This window comes from Candidatus Enterococcus murrayae, assembly GCF_017315985.1.
GTDB lineage: Bacteria > Bacillota > Bacilli > Lactobacillales > Enterococcaceae > Enterococcus_A > Enterococcus_A murrayae.
Window position 1 is genome coordinate 138,122 of sequence record NZ_JAFLVR010000021.1, and the last position, 18,885, is coordinate 157,006.

The window sequence follows — 18,885 nt, forward strand, 5'->3', positions numbered from 1 at the left end:
AGATTCTTATGCATCTCCAGCTGTCATTATTCGCTTAAATTGCGTCAGTCAAAGTCCAATCAACAGTTCCAGAATATTGCTCGCCAGCTGTTACACTATTCATCGCTGCCGCTGGTACTACCAAATTGATATTTGTATATTCTGTTTCCCAATATCCTTCACCACGACCATCCGCTGCTCCAGAAGCTGTTTCAGCAGAAGCACTTGCAACAACTGATGAAGCCGTACTAATCGTTACTGATGTCGGTACAGTATCAGGCGCGTGTACACCACTGCCGACAGCGGTTGGTGTTTGAGCCCATGTAGTTGGATTCAACTCATTCAAGGTTTGTCCCATTTGAATCGTTGCACCAGTCAGCTGTTTCGCACCTGATGCTAAACTTGACGATAATTTTGCTTCTAGTTTCCAACCTGCTGCACGTTTTCCTCGAACATCCCCAACGCCAACATGTTTCGTCGTTGGGTTTGTCCCGCCTGCTCCACTCGTATCACTCGCAGGACTACCTTCCCAATTGCTATCAATTGGAATAGACGTATTAGCCGTAACCGTTGCTGCAGGAACAGCTGTTTCTTGGAAGTTAAATTCTTTTGGCACATGCAAAAGTCCAAAATCAGACGCCGGCGGAGTTACTGGCGGCACAACTGGTGGTGTAATAGGCGGGGTAATAAGTGAACCTGATTTGAATGATACCGACGCATCTGACGAACCATTAAAGGTAGCCGCGCTTGCCGTTCCTCCCGTATGAATCAGAACACTGCCGACAAAGGCTGTCCCTATTAATCCTGCTACAATCTTATTTTTTTTCATTTCTTTTCTCTCCTCAATAATTTTTTTTATATCAAAAAATGTACAATTCGTACAATTGATATTAAAATAAATACAGTACTTTCGATTCACTCGCTTTTCCTAGTCTGATTAAAACTAAGATCTCATTCACAATCCTTAGTACATCAACTTCTCTAGTTTGTTTTTGACGAGAGCTGACGGCTATAAAAAAAACAAAAAAGTTTTGAATACTGAATCTTCAAAAAATATTCCCTATCATATGTTTGCGAAATGAAGTAAGCGCTTTCTTTGAAAAAGAAAAAAGAATAGTCTAGTGAAGCTAAAAAAGCTTTTTTCGAAATCGCTTTATATTCAGAAACGTTTTAGTTAATCGCTGACTCCATACGATAAATAACTTCTATTCGCTGTTCTATCATTGAATCTGCATAGGTATCCAGTGTCAATTTAGTGGATGCGTGCCCCAAAAGTGCACTGACAGATAATATGTCGCTCTGCGCTTCCAAGCATCTCGTTGCAAAAGTATGACGCAATTGGTGAAAATGGATTTTTTCTAAACCACATTTCTTACGAATTCGATGAAAATGATAGGTCAATAAACGGGGCTCCATAGGACGATTATTACTAGTAAAAACGAAGGAACCTTTGGATTGACGTCTATGCTTTATCAAATAGCGTCGTAAAGTTTTTCCCATCGGTATGGAACGAACACCGGATTCCGTTTTTGTTGGACCAAAAATCAGCTGTGTTGCTCTGCTTTCCAAACTTAATGAAACGCGCTGATAGGTGTGTTTTACATAGATCATATTTTGATCGAAATCAATATCTTCCCACCTCAACGCGGCTATCTCACCAATTCTAAGCCCTGTATACAAAGATAAATAAGTCGGCAAACCTGTACTCTTTTCCATCAATGCTGCTTTTTCTAGTTTCTTCTGCTCCTTCTTTGTTAAAGAACGAATCGGCTGTTTCTTTCTCTTTGGCAGCTTTACCGATTGGAAAGGATTCACTTTTAGATGGGACTTTTGTTGGGCACTAGTTAAGCATTGATTAATCACCCTTAAAATGACCTGCATTGTCGATGGATTCAACCCCTGTTTCTCCCACTGTTCGACTATGTTTTTTGCGCTATCTACAGTCAAATCACTAAGAAATATTTTTCCTATATAAGGAAATACATACTTAGTCAGTTTGTAGTGATAGGAACTATAAGTCGATGGTTTTATTTGATACTGTATATCTTGCAGCCAAATATTGCCCCATTCTTCTAGCGGAATACAAGCTGCTCCATGGGTCTCCTGATGCGTATGGTAATAATTTTTCAACGAATAAAGCTTCATACGAACCTCCCCCAACTTCTTTCCATAGATATATCCGTACTTGATCTGTCCGTTCGCTTTGTATCCTTTTTTATACCTTCCCTCCCAACGACCATCTTTTCTTTTGTAAATGTTTTCTCCTCTTCGCATAAATGTTCTCCTTTTGACGGCTTAAATGACGGTGAATAGAAAGCTCTAATCACCCTGTTTCCGTCTATTTTTCTTCCATACTGTATGAAATTGACAATCTTTCATTGTCATGAATATTTTCTAATAAATTTTAATAATCAACTTGATTATCAATTGATTATATTCTATAATAACTTTAGACTTTTGATTAATATCTTATTATTTAAGGTGTTTTTGTTTCGTAGTTTTAATCAAACTATGTAATAAAAAGGACTATACATTTATTTTTTAATAATTTGTAGTGTAGCAATAAGAATACAGTCGAATTTTGTAAAAATATATTTCTATAGCAAAACTCTTATTCCTTTTGTTATCGCAAAAAGAATAAGAGCTTTTTTTTCAATAATTAATGTGCAAGCAAATGACTCTTGATTTAGAGTAAACTTTCTCTGATATGGATTATCCAATAAACAGTTCTAATTTTTTTGATCTCTATGAAATAGCAGACCTTTGATATCCGTCAACCTTCTCTGTGTAACCAGTAAAACTAAAAAAAGTATTACTTATAAGGACTTGGCAATTCGTTAATCGGTAGGCTAAACTGTTAATCCCTCAAAAAAGCGAGGTACTTGTACAGTTAAATACGATACTTTTTGATAAAATGAAACCGACAAAATCTTGCTCTAAGATTTTGTCGGCTATTTTATATCATTTAAGCTACTTTAGTTTTGAGTTCAATTATTCGATGTTGCTTTAATCACACTTCTCTAGTCGCTCAATAGCCTTTGCCAGTTCATGTAACTATCTATATCTTGAATCGAATCAACCACTCTAGCCCAGCGATCACTGCTATTTTTCAATAATCCCAACAAGATTGGTTTAACAATGTGCTTTTCTATTTTACCTTTTTTACGAGCAATATAAGCAAACCCTAATGCACTATTTGCTCGAACTCGCTCATCAGAATCGTTCGACAACTCAACGCATATATTTTGTGCTATTTTCCAATCCGCATGGCACTGCTCAACTGAAAGTGGGAATATTATTAGCTCCTCTATGCTCCCTAGCTGCAAAATTCTTTCAACTCCCTTGTCATTGATTACTGGTAAACTCTTTTCATGTTTGAACTACCTCCTCTTCTAGACAAGTTTATTCTCTACCTCTTGATTTCTTTGCGGATCAACAATAATACCCGTATCATTATCATTTAGTCCTGCATTTTCTCCCAAAAGAACTATGATATCAATACAAATCAGTCACCTAATCACTAGTTAATGGTATTTTTACAAACCTTTCTATTAGGATATATTCTGGAAATAGAAAAAAACCACTAGTGTAATGCTAGATATATAGCTTACACCAGTGGAAAATAATTATTTATTCTCTGTAATTTTTTTGCTTCGTTTGCCTGACAACTAATGAGTATCACTTTATTGTTTTCCATTACTTCTAAACTGCATCTAATAGCTGGCCTCTATTTTCAGAACCAGTGATATCCATTTTCTTCAAAATAGATATAATTTCTAATGTATTACTTTTTTTGTAAATCAAGGGCTTCCTAAATCTCTTGGCGACTGGCAAGTTTTCAATCACTAAAATATTGAATAATTGGACCTAATAAAAGTCGCTAAGAGAGATGATTTCTCATCACTCAGCGACTTCAATTTCTTATAATGACTTGCGGACAGCATCTGCTATTTTTTCAATTTTGGGACCGTAAACTACCTGGATATGAGTTTCAGACGGTTTGATGATTCCCAAACTGCCGGTCTTCTTTAGGATACTCTCTTGAACCAAGTTCATATCTCCTATATCCACCCGCAACCTTGAAATGCAATTATTAACTACTTTTATATTTTCTCTACCGCCTAAGCCAGCGATCACTTGCAGCGCCAACGAATTATCTCCATTAGATGATATAGTTTCAATAGCTTCATCCTCGTCAACTTCTTCTGCTACATCGATCGATAAGTTTTTCGCACTAAGGTATTTCTTAAAGACAAAATAGTATAGTACCGCGTAAATCGGACCAACAATCAGAACCATATACCAACGGGAACCCGGCTGCATCACGCCCCAAACGATATAATCAATCAGTCCACCGCCTGTATTTCCAATCGCTACACCCAAAACCGACATAAGCAGGAAAGAAATCCCGCCCATTAAAGCATGGAACAAGAAAAGCATAGGTGCAATGAACATGAATGAAAATTCCAACGGTTCTGTAATTCCTGAAATGATACTGGCGGCTACACCAGCGATCATCAAAGCTTTCACACGATCCTTTTTATCTGAAGGGCTGGAATGATAGATTGCTAACGCCGCTGCAGGAAGCCCAAACATCATGAATGGCATCTTTCCTTGACCTAAAAATTGTGTAAAGGGTCGTAACGTATCAATATCTACTTTATCAAAGAATTGCAGGAAGATATTCAGACAGCCTTCGACTCCTTCATAGACTCCTCCGACTGCAGTTGTCCGAAAAATACTGTTCAGCACATGATGCAACCCAGTAGGAATCAGCAGCCGCTCCAAGAATCCAAAGAAGAATACTCCCACTGAGCCCGCGCTTCCGATCAATGTCCCTAATGCTGTGATCCCAGCTGAGACCGGCTGCCAAACAAACGGTGCGACCTGACCCAAAAGCCCCATCACTAAAATAACGACAATGGCTACAAAACGTTTTCCTCCGTAAAAGGCAATAGCAACTGGAAATTGGATTTTATGATATTTATTATGCAAAAAAGCTACGATTATCCCAGTCAATATTCCCGCTACTGCTCCCATATCGATTGTTTCAATGCCCAGAATTGGCGCAACACGTAGAGAATCAAAATTAACAAACCCTGAATTGACAACGGTGCTGGCACTCACTAAAAAAGTATAATAACCGACAAAACCAGCAAAGGCAGCGATTCCCTTATCCTCTTTCGCCATACCTAACGAAATAGAAATCGCAAATAGTACTGGAATCAACGTGAATACTACACCAGAGATCGTTCGCAAGGTATCAATGATATAAAAGACCGCTGGATTTTCTAAAAATGGTAATGCCGCAACTACTTGATCCTTCAGCAAAGCCCCTGAGATTCCTAATAGAATCCCACAGGCTGCTAAAGCGGCGATCGGCATCATTAAACTACTGCCCAATGTTGAGAAAAAATCCATTATTTTATTCTTCTTCATTCCCTTTTCCTCCTCGCCTCGCCGGCTTAACTTAACTCAGGCCACATGCCCTTGTTTGCCTCAATCAATACATCCAACACTTGACGTGCTTTCTTCCCATCGTTGACTAGTCGATTTAACGTTAAAGCTTGTAGTGCTTTTAAGTAAGAGTTTTCATAATAGGCATCCACTAGTAATTTTTCGCTGGATACTTGATTAACCAGTAACCCTAAGTAAAACTGAGAAATATTCCCAACACCCATTGGTCGCGGTCCATTTGCCCCTAATTCACAGACAACTTCCACCATAGCATCGTCCTGCATATTTGCGATTGCACCATTATTCTCAACAATCAAGATATGACGGCTATTCTTGTTAAATGCAATTGCTACTGCGACTTCAATCATCATTTCAGCGTGAGCATCGCTAATATCATCAAATTTATCTCCTAAAGTACCATCAGCAATGATTTTTTCACACTCAGCGAAAACTCGTTTTTCACGACCTGCCATCACCTCATCAGCACGAGTGAAATTAGGATCTAACGTTTCTGCTTTATAATCTGGATACAAATAGTATTGATTATAAGTATTCGGTAAATATTCTGGATAATCATTCATCATTGTCTCGACCATGCCATAGGTATCTAACCATGAAGGATCTCTCTGTTCCGCATCTTGCGGTAGGAAACCTTGTTTCTTTATTAACTCTTTTATCTTCGGTAATAAATCTTCCCCAGTATTTTTATCATAGATATGTGTGAACCAGCCATAGTGATTCAATCCGAAATAAACAGGATCTAAATCTTCCCATGAACAACCTAGTAAACGACTACATGAACGGATTACATTTTCTGGCTGATCACAAATATTTAAAATCCGCTGATCTCTTGGAAATTCTCTACGTAAAGCCTCCGCTACGATCGCTGCTGGATTTGAATAATTCAAAATCCAAGCGTTAGGGGCATATTTCCGAATGTCATGAACAGCCTCAATCATTTGAACAATCGAACGCAAACCATACGCCATTCCACCTGCTCCGCATGTTTCTTGACCAACTAATCCCATACTCAAGGGAATATGTTCATCTTGGGCACGCATTGGTAATCCGCCAGCGCGCATCTGCATGAAGACAAAATCCATTCCTTTATAAGCTTCCTTACTATCTGTCGTGTAAGAGAAATCTAATTCAGGAAATTGCTCCCGATAAAGAATATCTCCAAACTTGCCAACTAGATTTTGACGTTCTTTATCAATATCAAACAACACTAATTTTTTTAATGGAAAATCCTTTTTCATTTTAACGAAGGATTTTAAGAACCCCAATGTGAAGGTACTTCCTCCGCCAACGATACAAACATTATATTCTCTCATGTTCAACAGTCCTTTTATATAAAATTTATTTTCACTATTAATGGCCACTTAATATAGATTTACTATGCCATCAATTGAAACCGAATACAATATCCTGTATTATTTTACGTGAGGATCACTAATAATGTGATTTGTTACTGTTTGTGTGACAAATTGCGATAAACATTTCGTTTCAAAATAGGAGGTTTTGTATGTTAGCAGATATTTTAGATAATGAAGTATTGACCAGTCTTAATCCCAATGAACGAGCGATTTTACACTATATTTATACCAATCCTCATGTGGTTGAAAACGCAACAATTAGAGAACTGGCTGACCAGTTAACCGTTTCTACTACAACTATTTTACGTTTTTGCAAAAAAATCAGACTAGCCGGCTACAGTGAATTAAAATATATAATCAAACAAGACAAAGCTTTTTATACAAAAGAAACACTGAAAAAGAAACCCAATTCTGCCCTTTTACAAGAAATGTCACAGGAGATCGAAAATACACTGCTATTGATGAAAAATCAAACTGTCCAGCAAATGATCGAAATCCTGAACAGTTCCAGACATATTCATCTCTACAGCGGTGGCGGAATTTCTGGTAGAGTTTTGGACTATTGGGAGAAAATGCTTTTCTCCTACGGACGACAAAATGTCTATCGCTACGAGGCCTCTCGACTAGCTTTTCACATCGCCGAAACCTTGACTGAACAAGATGTTCTTTTTGTAATCAGCTGCAGCGGTACGTATGAGCCTACAATTCGCATGGCTAATTTGGCAAAAATGCGAGGAGCCACAGTCGTAGCGATTACGCCATATACCGATAATGTCTTGGCGACAACTGCTGATCTAACTTTTCGCTTCTTTGGGCATCCACGACAAAACAAAAATACTGAGTTTACTTCACGGCTACCGATTTTCTTCATCATTGACACAATATTCAAAGCTTATCTTGCATCGTTGGAGGGGATCTCAATTGAATGATTTTTTTACAAATATAGTAATGGAAGAATTATCCGAAAATGAACGGACAATGCTAAATTATATTCAGAAAAATCCAGCCTTAATTATTCAGATGACACTTCATGACTTAGCTAGCAAACTATATGTATCCGATACAATCATGCTTCGTTTTTGCCAGAAGCTTGGCCTTAGCGGCTTTAGCGAATTAAAATATCTAATCAAAAATGACTTAAAGATGCAGAAAAAAAGCCATAACTTCTTTCGTGAACAGGTTGACCAACAGATCAATGAGTTCAATTACTTCTTAGAATTCGTTCCTTTAGATGAATTGGATAAAATCGTTCAACTGCTTTGCAACGATCAGCCACTATACATTCACGGGCGAAGCTTAAGCGCTATTCCTGCAAAGTATCTTCATACTGTTTTGAATACATTGAATCGCCGTTGTATACTAGTAGAAGATTTGCATTTGATCAAGAGTATCAGTCGTACGATCCAGCCAGAGTCGATCATTGTAATCACTTCCGCCAATGTCCCTACTGATATTTACCAAGAAGTTTTTGAGAATTCTCGAAAAAATAAAGCCAAAACTATTCTTATTACTTCTCAAAAAACAAAAAAAAATGAGAAATTGGCCGATCACTGCTTATTCAGCAATGACACGCCGTTGACCTATAATGGAACAGATGTCAATTCACGTATCAATATGCTGAGTCTCACCCAAATACTCATTGAATTAGCGTGTAAAGAACTTTTGTTAGAAGAGTGATTCTAAATCAATCGAAATAAACAGTCGAACTGACCATCTTCTATTAATGGTTGCTCGACTGTTTAATTTTTACTTATAATATAGTTCTTCTAACTTAATCCTGAATAAATCGAAATAAAGTCCATTTTGAAATCATTGTACTTTATCTGATCCAACTTGCTATATCAATAGTTACTAAAAAAACAAATTAAGTTCGAAAAAATTCACTTATCTTTCACTTTCAACTTACATAAGCATTTTTAGAAAATTGGATGCTTCTAGCTTCGCCAAATGGCTTCAAATCCTGGATAGTTCAAAATCATTTAGAAAGAGTTTAGGTAAAAAATTTTACTTTGCTCACTTTACGTCTCTTTTTTTAGTTGTTGGTAAAGATAATTTATCGTTTCGTTGATACTGTAATTTTCCCATTTTACTAATTTTTCTCCTTTGTAATCGCTCACCGCCAATAGAACTAGTTGGCGGTGATTGAATGGTGAAGTTCGAGCTTGTATTGCACCAGCCAAATCTTTAGGATAAACTCTATTTTCCTTTAAAGTTAATATCATTCTACAGAGGGTTAGAAGTACGTTCGTTTCATCACCGTCATAATGAGTTAAAAGGTCGCTAACCGAATCCATTATGGCTTTTTTAACATCTTCAATAGGTATTTCAGGAATAATTTTTTCTAACTCAAAGCTTCCTAAGAGCCTCTTATAATGTTTCCTTGACTGATATAGTATGATTGTTAGATCTGCATTCTGTTCGTTGCTTGGGACATATCCTTTTTCATAGTCCTCTTGAAGCCACTCGCCATAAATGAAGTCTTGATATGGTGGATACTCCCACGTTGCTATTTGTTTTGCAACAATTATTATGATTTCAACATATCTTAATGCGTTATTCTCTCCAATTTTTCTAGATAATGGCTTTATTTTCTTTATTAAACTCTTTTTCGTTTCCTTACTAAGCTTTTCAGAAACGACGACTAAGATATCTATATCACTATTTTGTTTCAAACCTCCTAGCACAGCAGAACCACATAAGTATATTCCAAGAATTCCTTCAGATAACTCCTGAGAGAGTAGCTGAAGGATACTTTCAATTTGTTTATCTGTTGATATAGAATGATTCATATCTATCCGTCCAATCTAATTTATAGAATATCAACGTCGAAAAACACAGAATCCCCTGTCACTAAGTCATTGAGTAGTGAACATTCAAAAAAAGTAACATTGATTTAATGTACCGACCCCAAAAGTTAGACCAAAAATCTAACTTCTGGAGTTCGGTACAAATAGCTATTACTTGTTGTCATTTATTGAAAATACTTCCAAGGAGCTGCAGACATCTCCCCAAATTGATTAAGGAAATTAGCCGCATGGAACCCATCACAGACGGCGTGATGAACCTGCAAGGATACAGGAAGAAAGACGCGCTCGTTGCGAAAAATAAATTTTCCTCCGGTAACGATTGGCAAAAGATACGGCGTGCCATTCGTGACATTCAAATTGAAGCCTGTAAAAGAAACCCAAGGGATCATCGAGATACTCAGGACATTTTCAGGCACAGAGGGCTGCGGAAATAGTTTCCCCGTAGCGCTAAATGCAGCTACGTCCGTTAAATAGTTTTGCTTAAAGGTATTAAAATCAGCAGAAAAGTCGGTGGATAAGGTTGAAAATTGATGAGTCTCTTCGGCAAAAATCGTATAGAGGGGGACTAGTTTGTCCCAGTACCCTAGCCGTCCCTTCTCATCGAAGCTCATCCGGTAGTGACTATCCTGATTGGCAATCGTTGTCAAAAGATAAATAAAGCCTGGATAAAATGAGTGATCCTGTTCCTTCAAATAGTGGTACAGATTCGTAATATCCATCTCGTTTGTCATGCTAAAGGATGTTTTTTGAGCCAAAAAATGGTTGAAGACCTCAGTTCTTTCCCATTCTGATAAATTGATTACAATAAATTTCATTTCAGCTTCCTCCTAATAATCTATTCATGCCTTACTAGGAGGAAAAATCATCTGTCTTTTTCAAGGGGCTCAATCCTTTCTTTTCTTCCTATTATTTTACCAGATGATGGATAAGAAAAATGTTCGAATAATTAACGGATAACGAAAAAAAAGAGATGCCCAATGAATCGGTCATCTCGCTTGAACGGAAAAGCTGTTGCTTAGATTGCTTTTGGCTAATAGGTAGCCTCTGCCCCAGATCGTCTTGAGCAGCTCTGGATCATAGCCGGCAATTTCCAGCTTCATTTTGATGCGTTTGATCAGGACAGATGCCTGAGACAGGTGAGAATTATTCGGCGCCTCATTCCACAAGTGGGTACACAGAGCCTCGCGTGAGACGACCTCGCCTTGTGCTTGGATCAAGCAGTCCAGTACGGTCAGTTCACGATTGGAGAGATTGTTTTTCAGGTTGTCTATATCGCCTGATTTTGCTTGCCCTGAATAAAGAACAACGATATTGGGTTCTTCTCTTGGGAGTGTCACTAGCTTTTCAGACAGCTGTTCCCGCAGTACATCAATCGATTGATCGGCGGTAATCCAGTCATTCAGGCCTAGAGCTCTGATCTGCTCCTCTTCTTTTGCGGAAGGATGCGCACCTAGTTTGCGTAAAAGAATGCGTTCCTCTGATCGCAGGTTCGGTAGGATCGCTTGGATCTCGTTATCTGAGATCGTCTCGCTGATGATGACCACCTGATAATTGGCTAAAAATTGGTCCAGCCATTCCTTCTGCTCTTTCTGGTCATACTCGCTGATTCGTAAACGGTCAAATAATTCTACTGAGCAAAACACCTCGTAGTTCAGATGCTGAAGACGTTGCTGCAGTTCTTGCTCGATGACCAGATTCTTGGTCAAAATCAAAATTGGTCGCATGCCTTGACCCTCTCCTTCTTTAAGGGAGCGAGCACTTGACTCACTCCCTCAGGTTTTAATTTCCTAAAAAGTAATTCAACTGTGTTTGCCAATCGAGGTATAAGAAGATCGCGGCGGCAATCGCCAATAGCATGACGAACAATAAGCCGCAGTCGACGAGTAATACCATCGATTTCTTCCCATGCTCTATTCGTAATCGGCTGTCCTTGATAAAGAAAAGCAAGAAGCTGATCAAACCGATCAACGCAATCGCTCCAAAGACACCCAGCCACATTGGAATCGTCATCTCTTTCTTTCCCCCTTCACTAGAGTGTGTCGTCGAGACTCCATACTAGATTTCCTTTGTAATGTCCCACTTGATTTTCGGGAACACGGAGCTCGACACTATTCCAATCGATCTCGGTTCGGAACAACCCCTGTGCATCTGTTGAATTCGCCATTTCCCACATATCTTGTGCAGGATCACCAGAATTAAAGCTGACTGTTCTTGGTGTGCCTCCGTTACTGTTGTTTCCCCACGTTGCCCCATCATCTGAAGAATCCTGTAAATTGATCTTCATTGATAAGATTGCCCATGGCATTACAATACTTGGATCATCTCTTCTCTTCAGTTGTTCTAATGACGCGGTCAATTTCCACCTTTTTGTCGTGTCGGTGTTATCGATAATCAAATGGTTTTTCTGACTCGCCGCTGAAAGATTCGCGGTTTGCGCGTAATTTTTGATTTCCAACAAGCCAAAATCAAGTTGTGGTGCATCGATGATTTCCAGTGCTGGTGGCGCACCTAACGTCGTGAACTCTTCAGAAGCGGACCATTCAGACCAGCCACCTTTATTTTCAACTTGATAACGTACATGATATTTTGTACTCGCCTTTAACTTATTAATTTTGAAGATACCTTTTGTACTCGATTCATCAATTGATTGATTGTCCAAACTAGGAGTTGAAATACTAGTAACATCCGTCCAATTCGGAGCTCCATCTTGCTTTATTTGAACCTTCACTTTATCTGGATGTGCTGGAGTTGTTCCTGCTGGTCCAATACCATATACACCTGAAATAGTTACAGAGGCATTGTATTTGCTGGTACTAGGATGAATCGTATCGATTACTGGATTAGTAACCGTATTTAAAGTGGCCGCCTGTGAATCGGCTCGCTGAAGAACGCCATTAGTATCCATTAATTGGAGTTGCAGGATATGCATAGTGCCTGGTTGTAATCCTGTTATCGTTTCTCCCTTATAGGTTCCGCCTAAAGTTTGATCATGTTTTAGCGATGTGGTCACAGTCTGCCAGCCTCCAAGTCCATTATAATAATGCAAACGACCTGAATTAGCCTCGGTGAGCTTATTAGTTATATTTCCTATATACGTACCATCCCTCACAACTAATTGATTAGTCGTGGTCGCGGTCTTATCTACAACAGGAGGACTAATGATAAGCTTCACTGCATTTGTAGCAACCTCACTCTGATTCTGAGCCCACGGAGACCAAGCATCACTTTTATTTTTCACCCTATATCGTGTTAAATAATTTACGTTTGCACTGAGGTTTGAAAAAGTATAGGAAACACTCTTACTACTTGTATTAATTTTTTTTGAACTAGGAACAAGACCTGTCCATGTTGCTCCATTATTTGTACTTATTTGAGCTTCTAACTCAGTCGGATGTGCTGGTTTAGTTCCTACGGTATAATTTCCAACCATAGTTAAACTAGCATCTCCATAATGAGTAGGTTGATTTTTAGAATGTACAGTAGGTTTATTCACGGCATTTGGTGTGTAAAAATAACCATACCCTGATTGTACGTAATAATCTTCAAGCCAATTTCGTAATTCTACTCTGCCTCTATACTCAGAGCCGGGTGTCAAACCTCCGATAGTTTTTGCATAGTATTTATCATTCGGATCTTTTGAATGCTCAATTTTTGGGACTGTTAAATCCAAGCTTACTCCGTTGCTCGTAGCCTTTAAAACCCCATCCGTAGTATCGTCTGTTGTTTCACCAACGAATGTTCCTTGTTGCATCACAACTTTATCCGTTACTTCATCAATTGCTTTAAAAGTCGGAGTAGAAACATAGGAGAGATCAATAAAATTCGGTGCAGGTAATGCATAATCAATCCGCGCATTTGCACTCCAAGCATAGATCAGGTCGTAGCTAAAAGTTTTTTTTGTATTAACTGGTATATCAGATAACACTATAGTTGTGACGTTATCTGACCAAGCGTTACAAGTTGGATAGCCATTATCGGATGTTACATCAACTCTGACAGTTCGTAAATTTTCAAATTTCTTTAGCTTCCCATCAGCATCCGTTCCTGATTGTTTTACCATGTCAGATTGCTTTACAATTCCTAAAATAGTTCTGCCATATGTGGTCCATTTTGATTCTCCAAATTGAAAGTCCAACCCATATTTTCGAGCCGCAATATTTGTATCAATTCCGACAGTCGCGTCTTCTAAGCTCAGATTCGTACCATTAACACCATAACTAAGATAGTTCCAGAAAAAATTAAGTGTTAATTCGATTTTGGTCTTACTTGTATATCTCGCTTTCGCTATTGGTTGAGATTCGATTTGTGTATGACTACCAGAAAAATATGGCTTATAGTTTGATCCTACTGGTTTGAAAGTAGCGGAAGCAAGCGGCATTATCCCCATCCCACGTTGAAACGCATTCATAAAATTATTTTGTATTTCCGGAATTTGCTGATTGTTTATCAGTGTTTTTGGTTTTTCTGTCGTTTCCGAGGGAGTCCCAATCAGCGGCTTCTCATCCTCTTTTGGTACTATCTCCTCAGAATCAGCGCTTTTCTTGGCTTCCTCTGCGGACGATTCTGTTGTTTCTATTGATTTCCCTGTCTCTGGTATCGAAGTATATGATTCAACTGTTGGTATGGATTCCCTTACTTCTTCAACAACAGTTACCGACCCCAACTCCAAAGAACCTTTCTGGTGGTGTTCGTCTTCCAATCGCTTAACTACGTAATCCGCAACCAATCGATAGTGATACTCACCAAAATTTTCAAGCATTTCATTGAACACAAAAGAATAGGGGGCATTTAAAAGTTGAATTCCTTCTGAATCAATCGAAAATATATAATGATTCTTCCATTCTCCATTTTGATCTTTTCGTTGTAGGATTAATGATTGAAGTGCAGTCTCACTGGATTCATTTCCTTGAATCTCTGAACCAGCTGAAACGGTTCCATGAAAATGAACTTCCTTATCTAATTGTTTTTCCTCAAAAACCACCGTAGGAACAGCCGAATCAGCCTTTGCCTCTTCCAACAACTGATGATCCTCATAAGTCAACTCGCGCTTAGGTTCTTCAATTTTTGATGCCGTTACTTCTGGAACATCTTCCTTTGAAGAAGCAATCGTCGGTATCTCAGGCCCAACAGAAGAGGTTGCTTTTTTCGACTGTGTTGTACTTGGTACTGTGCTGACTTCCGTACTTGACTCTGTATTGGCGAATGCCACACTGCTCAGAATAAAAGTACTCGCCAATAAGTACCCCACTAATACCGTACGAACTGCTTTCTGTTTATTCACCCTCATTCAGACTCCTCCCTTCTTCTGATTCTTCATCTTCTTTGAATCGAAAGAATAGGAATAACCAAAACCAGCTGATCAAACAAAACAAGCCGATGTATTGAAACCAATGATTCTGGTAGGTGCCTGTTTGCGGTAAGCTCTTTCCTCTTGCTTGGTAATAATTTCTGCCTGTTGTCATGGGTAGAACGTTCTCGATTGGTGCTTCGGGTGTTTCTTTGGGAACTTTCTGACTTTCTCTAAATCCGATTCCGACTGTCCCTGATTGCCCCTCAGCTCTTGCGATGATCGGATTTAATAGGCAGAATACTACCATTAACAACAACCCTTTTTTTCGTATCACACCCCTCACTTCCTTTCCTGCCATTGTCGTTGACGATACACAAGCGAAACAATCAAGCCAACAAGAGCTAGAATCAGCAGCCCAGCTACCCATGGCACCCATGATGGAACAACCACTTTGTAAACAGTCTCATCATTAACCTTATCTGCTTGTTCCTTGCCGATCGTGAATTCCTCTTCCCATTTCCAGATCCGTCCGTCTCCCTCTGCCTTCCCTGTGAAAATGTATGTTCCTGGATTAAACTTCTCTAAGCCTAGTGGAATCTCAAAGTCAAAATTCGAATTGGGGGCAACCGAAAAATTATCTATCTTATGTTTATCCAAGTTTTTTTGTTCACCCTTTTTACGAATATCACCTTGAATCTTCATCTCTTGCAAGACTTTCGGTTGATTATTCTGAATTCTCGCCGCAATGACTTTTCTGCCGTTAGAAAGCTGCAGCCCAACATCTTTCAACTTTATGTCTGCCCCATGATTAAAGGTTTCATCGTCTTCCGTCAGCATCAACGCTACGACTCGCGCATACTTCGGAACCAATCCTGTTTTTTGCTTTTCGGCCACTTTGTCTCTTTTAACGAAGCGCAGAGAACCTAACTTTACTCCTTCAAATGCTTTTTCCGGCATGGTGATATCAAAGGAAACTAGCTTTTCCTCTTTATCCTTTACTGTGACTTCCTTCACACCATCTTGCGGTTTGACCAAGCTAGTGATTGGGTTCTTCAAGCTTTTGTCTAGCTTAGGATTTTCTTTGGCGTAATCAATCGCACCCACCGAACTGCTCACCGCATCGTGAACTGCGACCGTCACAGTCACTGGATCTTTTTGTAAGCTTTTGACTTTAACCTGAATCGTTTGTTTTTGTCCGGGCTGCATCGATAAATAATAGTAGGACTTTGTTTTGTCCAACTGATTCTCGGGAATCACACTTTCTATCGAAAACCCCATCTTAGATTCTGTCGAAGTGTCATCCGCATGACTAATAGTTGGAAACAGAAATAGCAGAAATAAAGATAGGCATGGGATGATTATCTGTCGTTTTTCTCGTCTCACCGTGTGTCCTCCTGAAAACTTGTCATGTCTATTCATCACGTCCCATTTCAATAAGAAATGGAAAAGGGAGAGGAAGTATGCCCTCCTCCCCCAATGAAGTAATGATTTAGATCGTATCGTCTAATGACCAAGTCAGGGTTCCTTTATATTGCACCCCTTCTTTAGCGGCACTGGCCGGTACTTCCAAGTTGATTCCTGTCATTTCCATAGCGGATTTTCCTTGGAACGCATCTGCTGTACCAGTCGTACCATCTTCCATCATCTGCGTTGCTGGTGCACCAGCTGCAATTGATTTTGCAGCAACCCCGATATCTGCGGTGCGCGCACCAGGTGCAACCACTGATCCAGGCGCTTCCGGTGCGTCCGTTCCTTGGAATCCTTGAAGAGCTGCATTAAATTTAAGCGTAGCTCCTGTTAATTGTTCGGTTGCCGTAGCGTTTTCCAAATCACTTAAAGCAGCGGTTAATTTCCATACATTATCCCCTGGTGTTGCGGTGGTACGCTCATCACTGATTACTACATATCTGTTCTTTCCGCTTTTCTCTGCAAAATTGTGTGTCGCTGTATTTACTTGGTTGTCATTTTTGAAATCCAAACTAATTGGCGCCCATTGGATTTTTAACGGTCCAGGTTTTGTACCAGGAATATGATCACTAAATCCGATCCCAACCTCAGTATCTACCGTATCCACTTCTGTCGCTAGTACCGTTCCTCCTGCCACAAACATTCCTAAGACGGTTGCGCTAGCCAACATGCCCGCAAATAATTTTTTCTTCATCTCTTAATCTCTCCCTCTTTTTTATTTTTTTGAGATTTATATCAAAAGGCTGACTGCCGTTGATACCGAAAAATATTTAAAAATAGTACAATTACGTGGTAAAATGGCTTAATAGTCTGTTAATACTAAGATGTTATTCTTTCCTGTTTTATTTAAAAATAAGTAGTATTTAAAAAGAAGCATTCTCAGTACTTATTTTTTTGGTGACGGTTTGAGCTGACGGCTCGTTTTCAAATATTAAGAAATTTAAAATAACAAAAATATGGGTTTTTACGGTTTTTAATCTTAATATTTTCTTAACAATTTGGGATTAGTGAATGATTGGGATGCGAAATAAGTCGGATCATGTTGTTAGCGCTTACTTTAAAAGGGCAAAACGATTCTCCCCTATGGACTCGTTTTTTCGTTTTTTTTAAATTTATTTCTATCATATGACTATTTTCAGGTCTGTTTTATGAGTCCTTCGATTGCATAGACAGCGGTGATACGTTCTTCCAGCATGGAATCTGAGTAGACGTCCAGTGTCATCTTTGTAGATGCGTGTCCTAATAGGGCGCTGACGGATGTAATCCCGACTTTGGCATCTAAGCATCTGGTCGCGAAGGTATGGCGAAGCTGATGGAAATGAATGTTTTCTAGCTTCGCCTTTTTTCGGATTTTGTGGAAGTAGTATGTCAATAGTCTTGGCTCACAGCCTTTTTCTTTTATAGAGAAAACATAGTTGCTAGTACTTTTTTCCTTTATTCTTTTTAGGACTCGTTTTACCTTTTGGTTCATCGGAATGATGCGATTGGAGGATGCGCTTTTGACTGAATCATAGTGCACAACTGTTTGATGTTCTTCCTCGTTAGTCAAACGTTGACAGGTTTGATCGACATAGATCATCCCTCTATTAAAATCAACCTTGTCCCAAGTTAATGCGGATATCTCACCGATTCGCATACCTGTATTTAAAGCAAGCGTCACTGCTTGGCCTTTGTCGCTTCCAATCGTCTCTACAGCTTCCATCAAGGTTTGCTGCTCGTTGACTGTTAAAGCGTGGATTTTTTTCACGGCTCTTTTTGGTAATTGAACGATATCACAGGGATTTTCCGCTATTAATCCGAGTTTTTTTGCATCATTCAATGTTTTTTTCATTAAGCAAATGATGATCTGGATGCTATTTGGAGATAAATTTGCATCACATAGCTGATTTACTAATTCTTGTATCTTTTCCGAAGTTAATTGATACAACGGGCTTTCTCCGACATACGGTAAGATGTAATGACGCAGCTTGTAGCAATAGTCTGAAAATGTCGAAGCTTTGACCGTTGTTTGAATGCTTTTCTTCCAGCTAACGATCCATTCATCGTAGCTCATTAAACTTTTTCCATATAATTGGAGCATTCTCTCCGCTCGCTGTTTTAACGGATACAGCTTCTCTCTTACGATTTGATAACTTCTGGCGTAGACATAGCCATACTTCAATCGGCCATCGCTTTTTCGACCAATCGCGTAGCGTCCTTCCCAACGACCGTCCCTTCTATAGTAAATGTTCTCGCCTTTGCGCACTTGCTCATTCATAAAATAACCACTCTCTCTATCCTCGTTGACGAGTATTCTTGACGACTTATTAATAATTCACTTTTTCTGTATACTTTCAAGATAGTTTCTACTATTTTCTGATACCAAAAATTAAAAACGAATTTTAATATTTAAATTAATATTGCAATTCCTTTTATAATATCTTATAATTTGTAATGTAATGATGGTGATAACAAAATATCAAGTGTTTTTTCTGGTTATATATCAGATTTCTTATTTTTAAATAAAACA

Annotated in this window: 16 protein-coding genes; 2 read left to right on the top strand and 14 right to left on the bottom strand. The window is 38.9% G+C overall.

From position 1 onward, the window contains the following. Window positions 1-34: 34 nt before the first annotated feature. The 5 genes from JZO85_RS10335 to JZO85_RS10355 form a co-directional block, all read right to left on the bottom strand. Window positions 35-808, bottom strand: coding sequence for a WxL domain-containing protein (locus tag JZO85_RS10335; RefSeq protein WP_207108442.1), 774 nt, complete (start codon window positions 806-808; stop codon window positions 35-37). Between the two features lie 341 nt (window positions 809-1,149). Beyond that, entirely contained in the window at window positions 1,150-2,253 is a 1,104-nt protein-coding gene (locus tag JZO85_RS10340) for a tyrosine-type recombinase/integrase (protein ID WP_207108443.1), read from the bottom strand. Between the two features lie 746 nt (window positions 2,254-2,999). After that, the gene (locus JZO85_RS10345) at window positions 3,000-3,305 is read right to left on the bottom strand and encodes a hypothetical protein (RefSeq protein WP_207108444.1); all 306 of its coding nucleotides are present in this window, start codon (window positions 3,303-3,305) and stop codon (window positions 3,000-3,002) included. Window positions 3,306-3,900: 595 nt separating this feature from the next. Beyond that, window positions 3,901-5,418 carry a PTS transporter subunit EIIC gene (locus JZO85_RS10350; protein WP_207108445.1) on the bottom strand — a complete coding sequence of 506 codons (1,518 nt, stop codon included), beginning with the start codon at window positions 5,416-5,418 and terminating at the stop codon, window positions 3,901-3,903. Between the two features lie 26 nt (window positions 5,419-5,444). After that, complete coding sequence (locus JZO85_RS10355; protein ID WP_207108446.1) at window positions 5,445-6,770, bottom strand: 6-phospho-alpha-glucosidase; 1,326 nt, start codon at window positions 6,768-6,770, stop codon at window positions 5,445-5,447. A gap of 191 nt (window positions 6,771-6,961) precedes the next feature. On the opposite strand from JZO85_RS10355, the gene JZO85_RS10360 reads away from it, so the two are divergent. Both JZO85_RS10360 and JZO85_RS10365 read left to right on the top strand, forming a co-directional pair. After that, the gene (locus JZO85_RS10360) at window positions 6,962-7,741 is read left to right on the top strand and encodes a MurR/RpiR family transcriptional regulator (RefSeq protein ID WP_207108447.1); all 780 of its coding nucleotides are present in this window, start codon (window positions 6,962-6,964) and stop codon (window positions 7,739-7,741) included. Next, entirely contained in the window at window positions 7,734-8,489 is a 756-nt protein-coding gene (locus tag JZO85_RS10365) for a MurR/RpiR family transcriptional regulator (protein WP_207108448.1), read from the top strand. Before JZO85_RS10360 ends, JZO85_RS10365 begins: the two co-directional genes overlap by 8 nt. 341 nt (window positions 8,490-8,830) lie before the next feature. Here the strand turns inward: JZO85_RS10365 and JZO85_RS10370 are convergent, their stop codons facing one another. The 9 genes from JZO85_RS10370 to JZO85_RS10410 form a co-directional block, all read right to left on the bottom strand. After that, window positions 8,831-9,601 carry an aminoglycoside adenylyltransferase domain-containing protein gene (locus JZO85_RS10370; protein WP_207108449.1) on the bottom strand — a complete coding sequence of 257 codons (771 nt, stop codon included), beginning with the start codon at window positions 9,599-9,601 and terminating at the stop codon, window positions 8,831-8,833. A gap of 182 nt (window positions 9,602-9,783) precedes the next feature. Next, a complete protein-coding gene (gene catA, locus JZO85_RS10375) occupies window positions 9,784-10,434 on the bottom strand; it encodes a type A chloramphenicol O-acetyltransferase (RefSeq protein WP_207108450.1) in 651 nt (216 codons plus the stop codon). Between the two features lie 171 nt (window positions 10,435-10,605). Beyond that, window positions 10,606-11,343, bottom strand: coding sequence for a winged helix-turn-helix domain-containing protein (locus tag JZO85_RS10380; RefSeq protein ID WP_207108451.1), 738 nt, complete (start codon window positions 11,341-11,343; stop codon window positions 10,606-10,608). 55 nt (window positions 11,344-11,398) lie between these two features. Continuing rightward, window positions 11,399-11,629: a hypothetical protein gene (locus JZO85_RS10385; RefSeq protein WP_207108452.1), complete on the bottom strand. Its 231-nt coding sequence runs from the start codon at window positions 11,627-11,629 to the stop codon at window positions 11,399-11,401. A gap of 19 nt (window positions 11,630-11,648) precedes the next feature. Beyond that, window positions 11,649-14,906: a fibronectin type III domain-containing protein gene (locus tag JZO85_RS10390; protein WP_207108453.1), complete on the bottom strand. Its 3,258-nt coding sequence runs from the start codon at window positions 14,904-14,906 to the stop codon at window positions 11,649-11,651. After that, on the bottom strand, window positions 14,893-15,243 hold the full coding sequence (locus tag JZO85_RS23435) for an EF2685/EF0750 family sortase-dependent surface protein (protein ID WP_207108454.1): 351 nt from the start codon (window positions 15,241-15,243) through the stop codon (window positions 14,893-14,895). Before JZO85_RS23435 ends, JZO85_RS10390 begins: the two co-directional genes overlap by 14 nt. Before the next feature lie 5 nt (window positions 15,244-15,248). Then, window positions 15,249-16,292 (bottom strand): WxLIP family cell surface protein, encoded by a 1,044-nt coding sequence (locus JZO85_RS10400; RefSeq protein ID WP_347401796.1) that lies wholly within the window; start codon window positions 16,290-16,292, stop codon window positions 15,249-15,251. A 106-nt stretch (window positions 16,293-16,398) separates the two neighbouring features. Further along, window positions 16,399-17,070: a WxL domain-containing protein gene (locus JZO85_RS10405; RefSeq protein ID WP_207108456.1), complete on the bottom strand. Its 672-nt coding sequence runs from the start codon at window positions 17,068-17,070 to the stop codon at window positions 16,399-16,401. Window positions 17,071-17,511: 441 nt separating this feature from the next. Next, complete coding sequence (locus tag JZO85_RS10410; RefSeq protein WP_207108457.1) at window positions 17,512-18,633, bottom strand: tyrosine-type recombinase/integrase; 1,122 nt, start codon at window positions 18,631-18,633, stop codon at window positions 17,512-17,514. Window positions 18,634-18,885 lie beyond the last annotated feature (252 nt).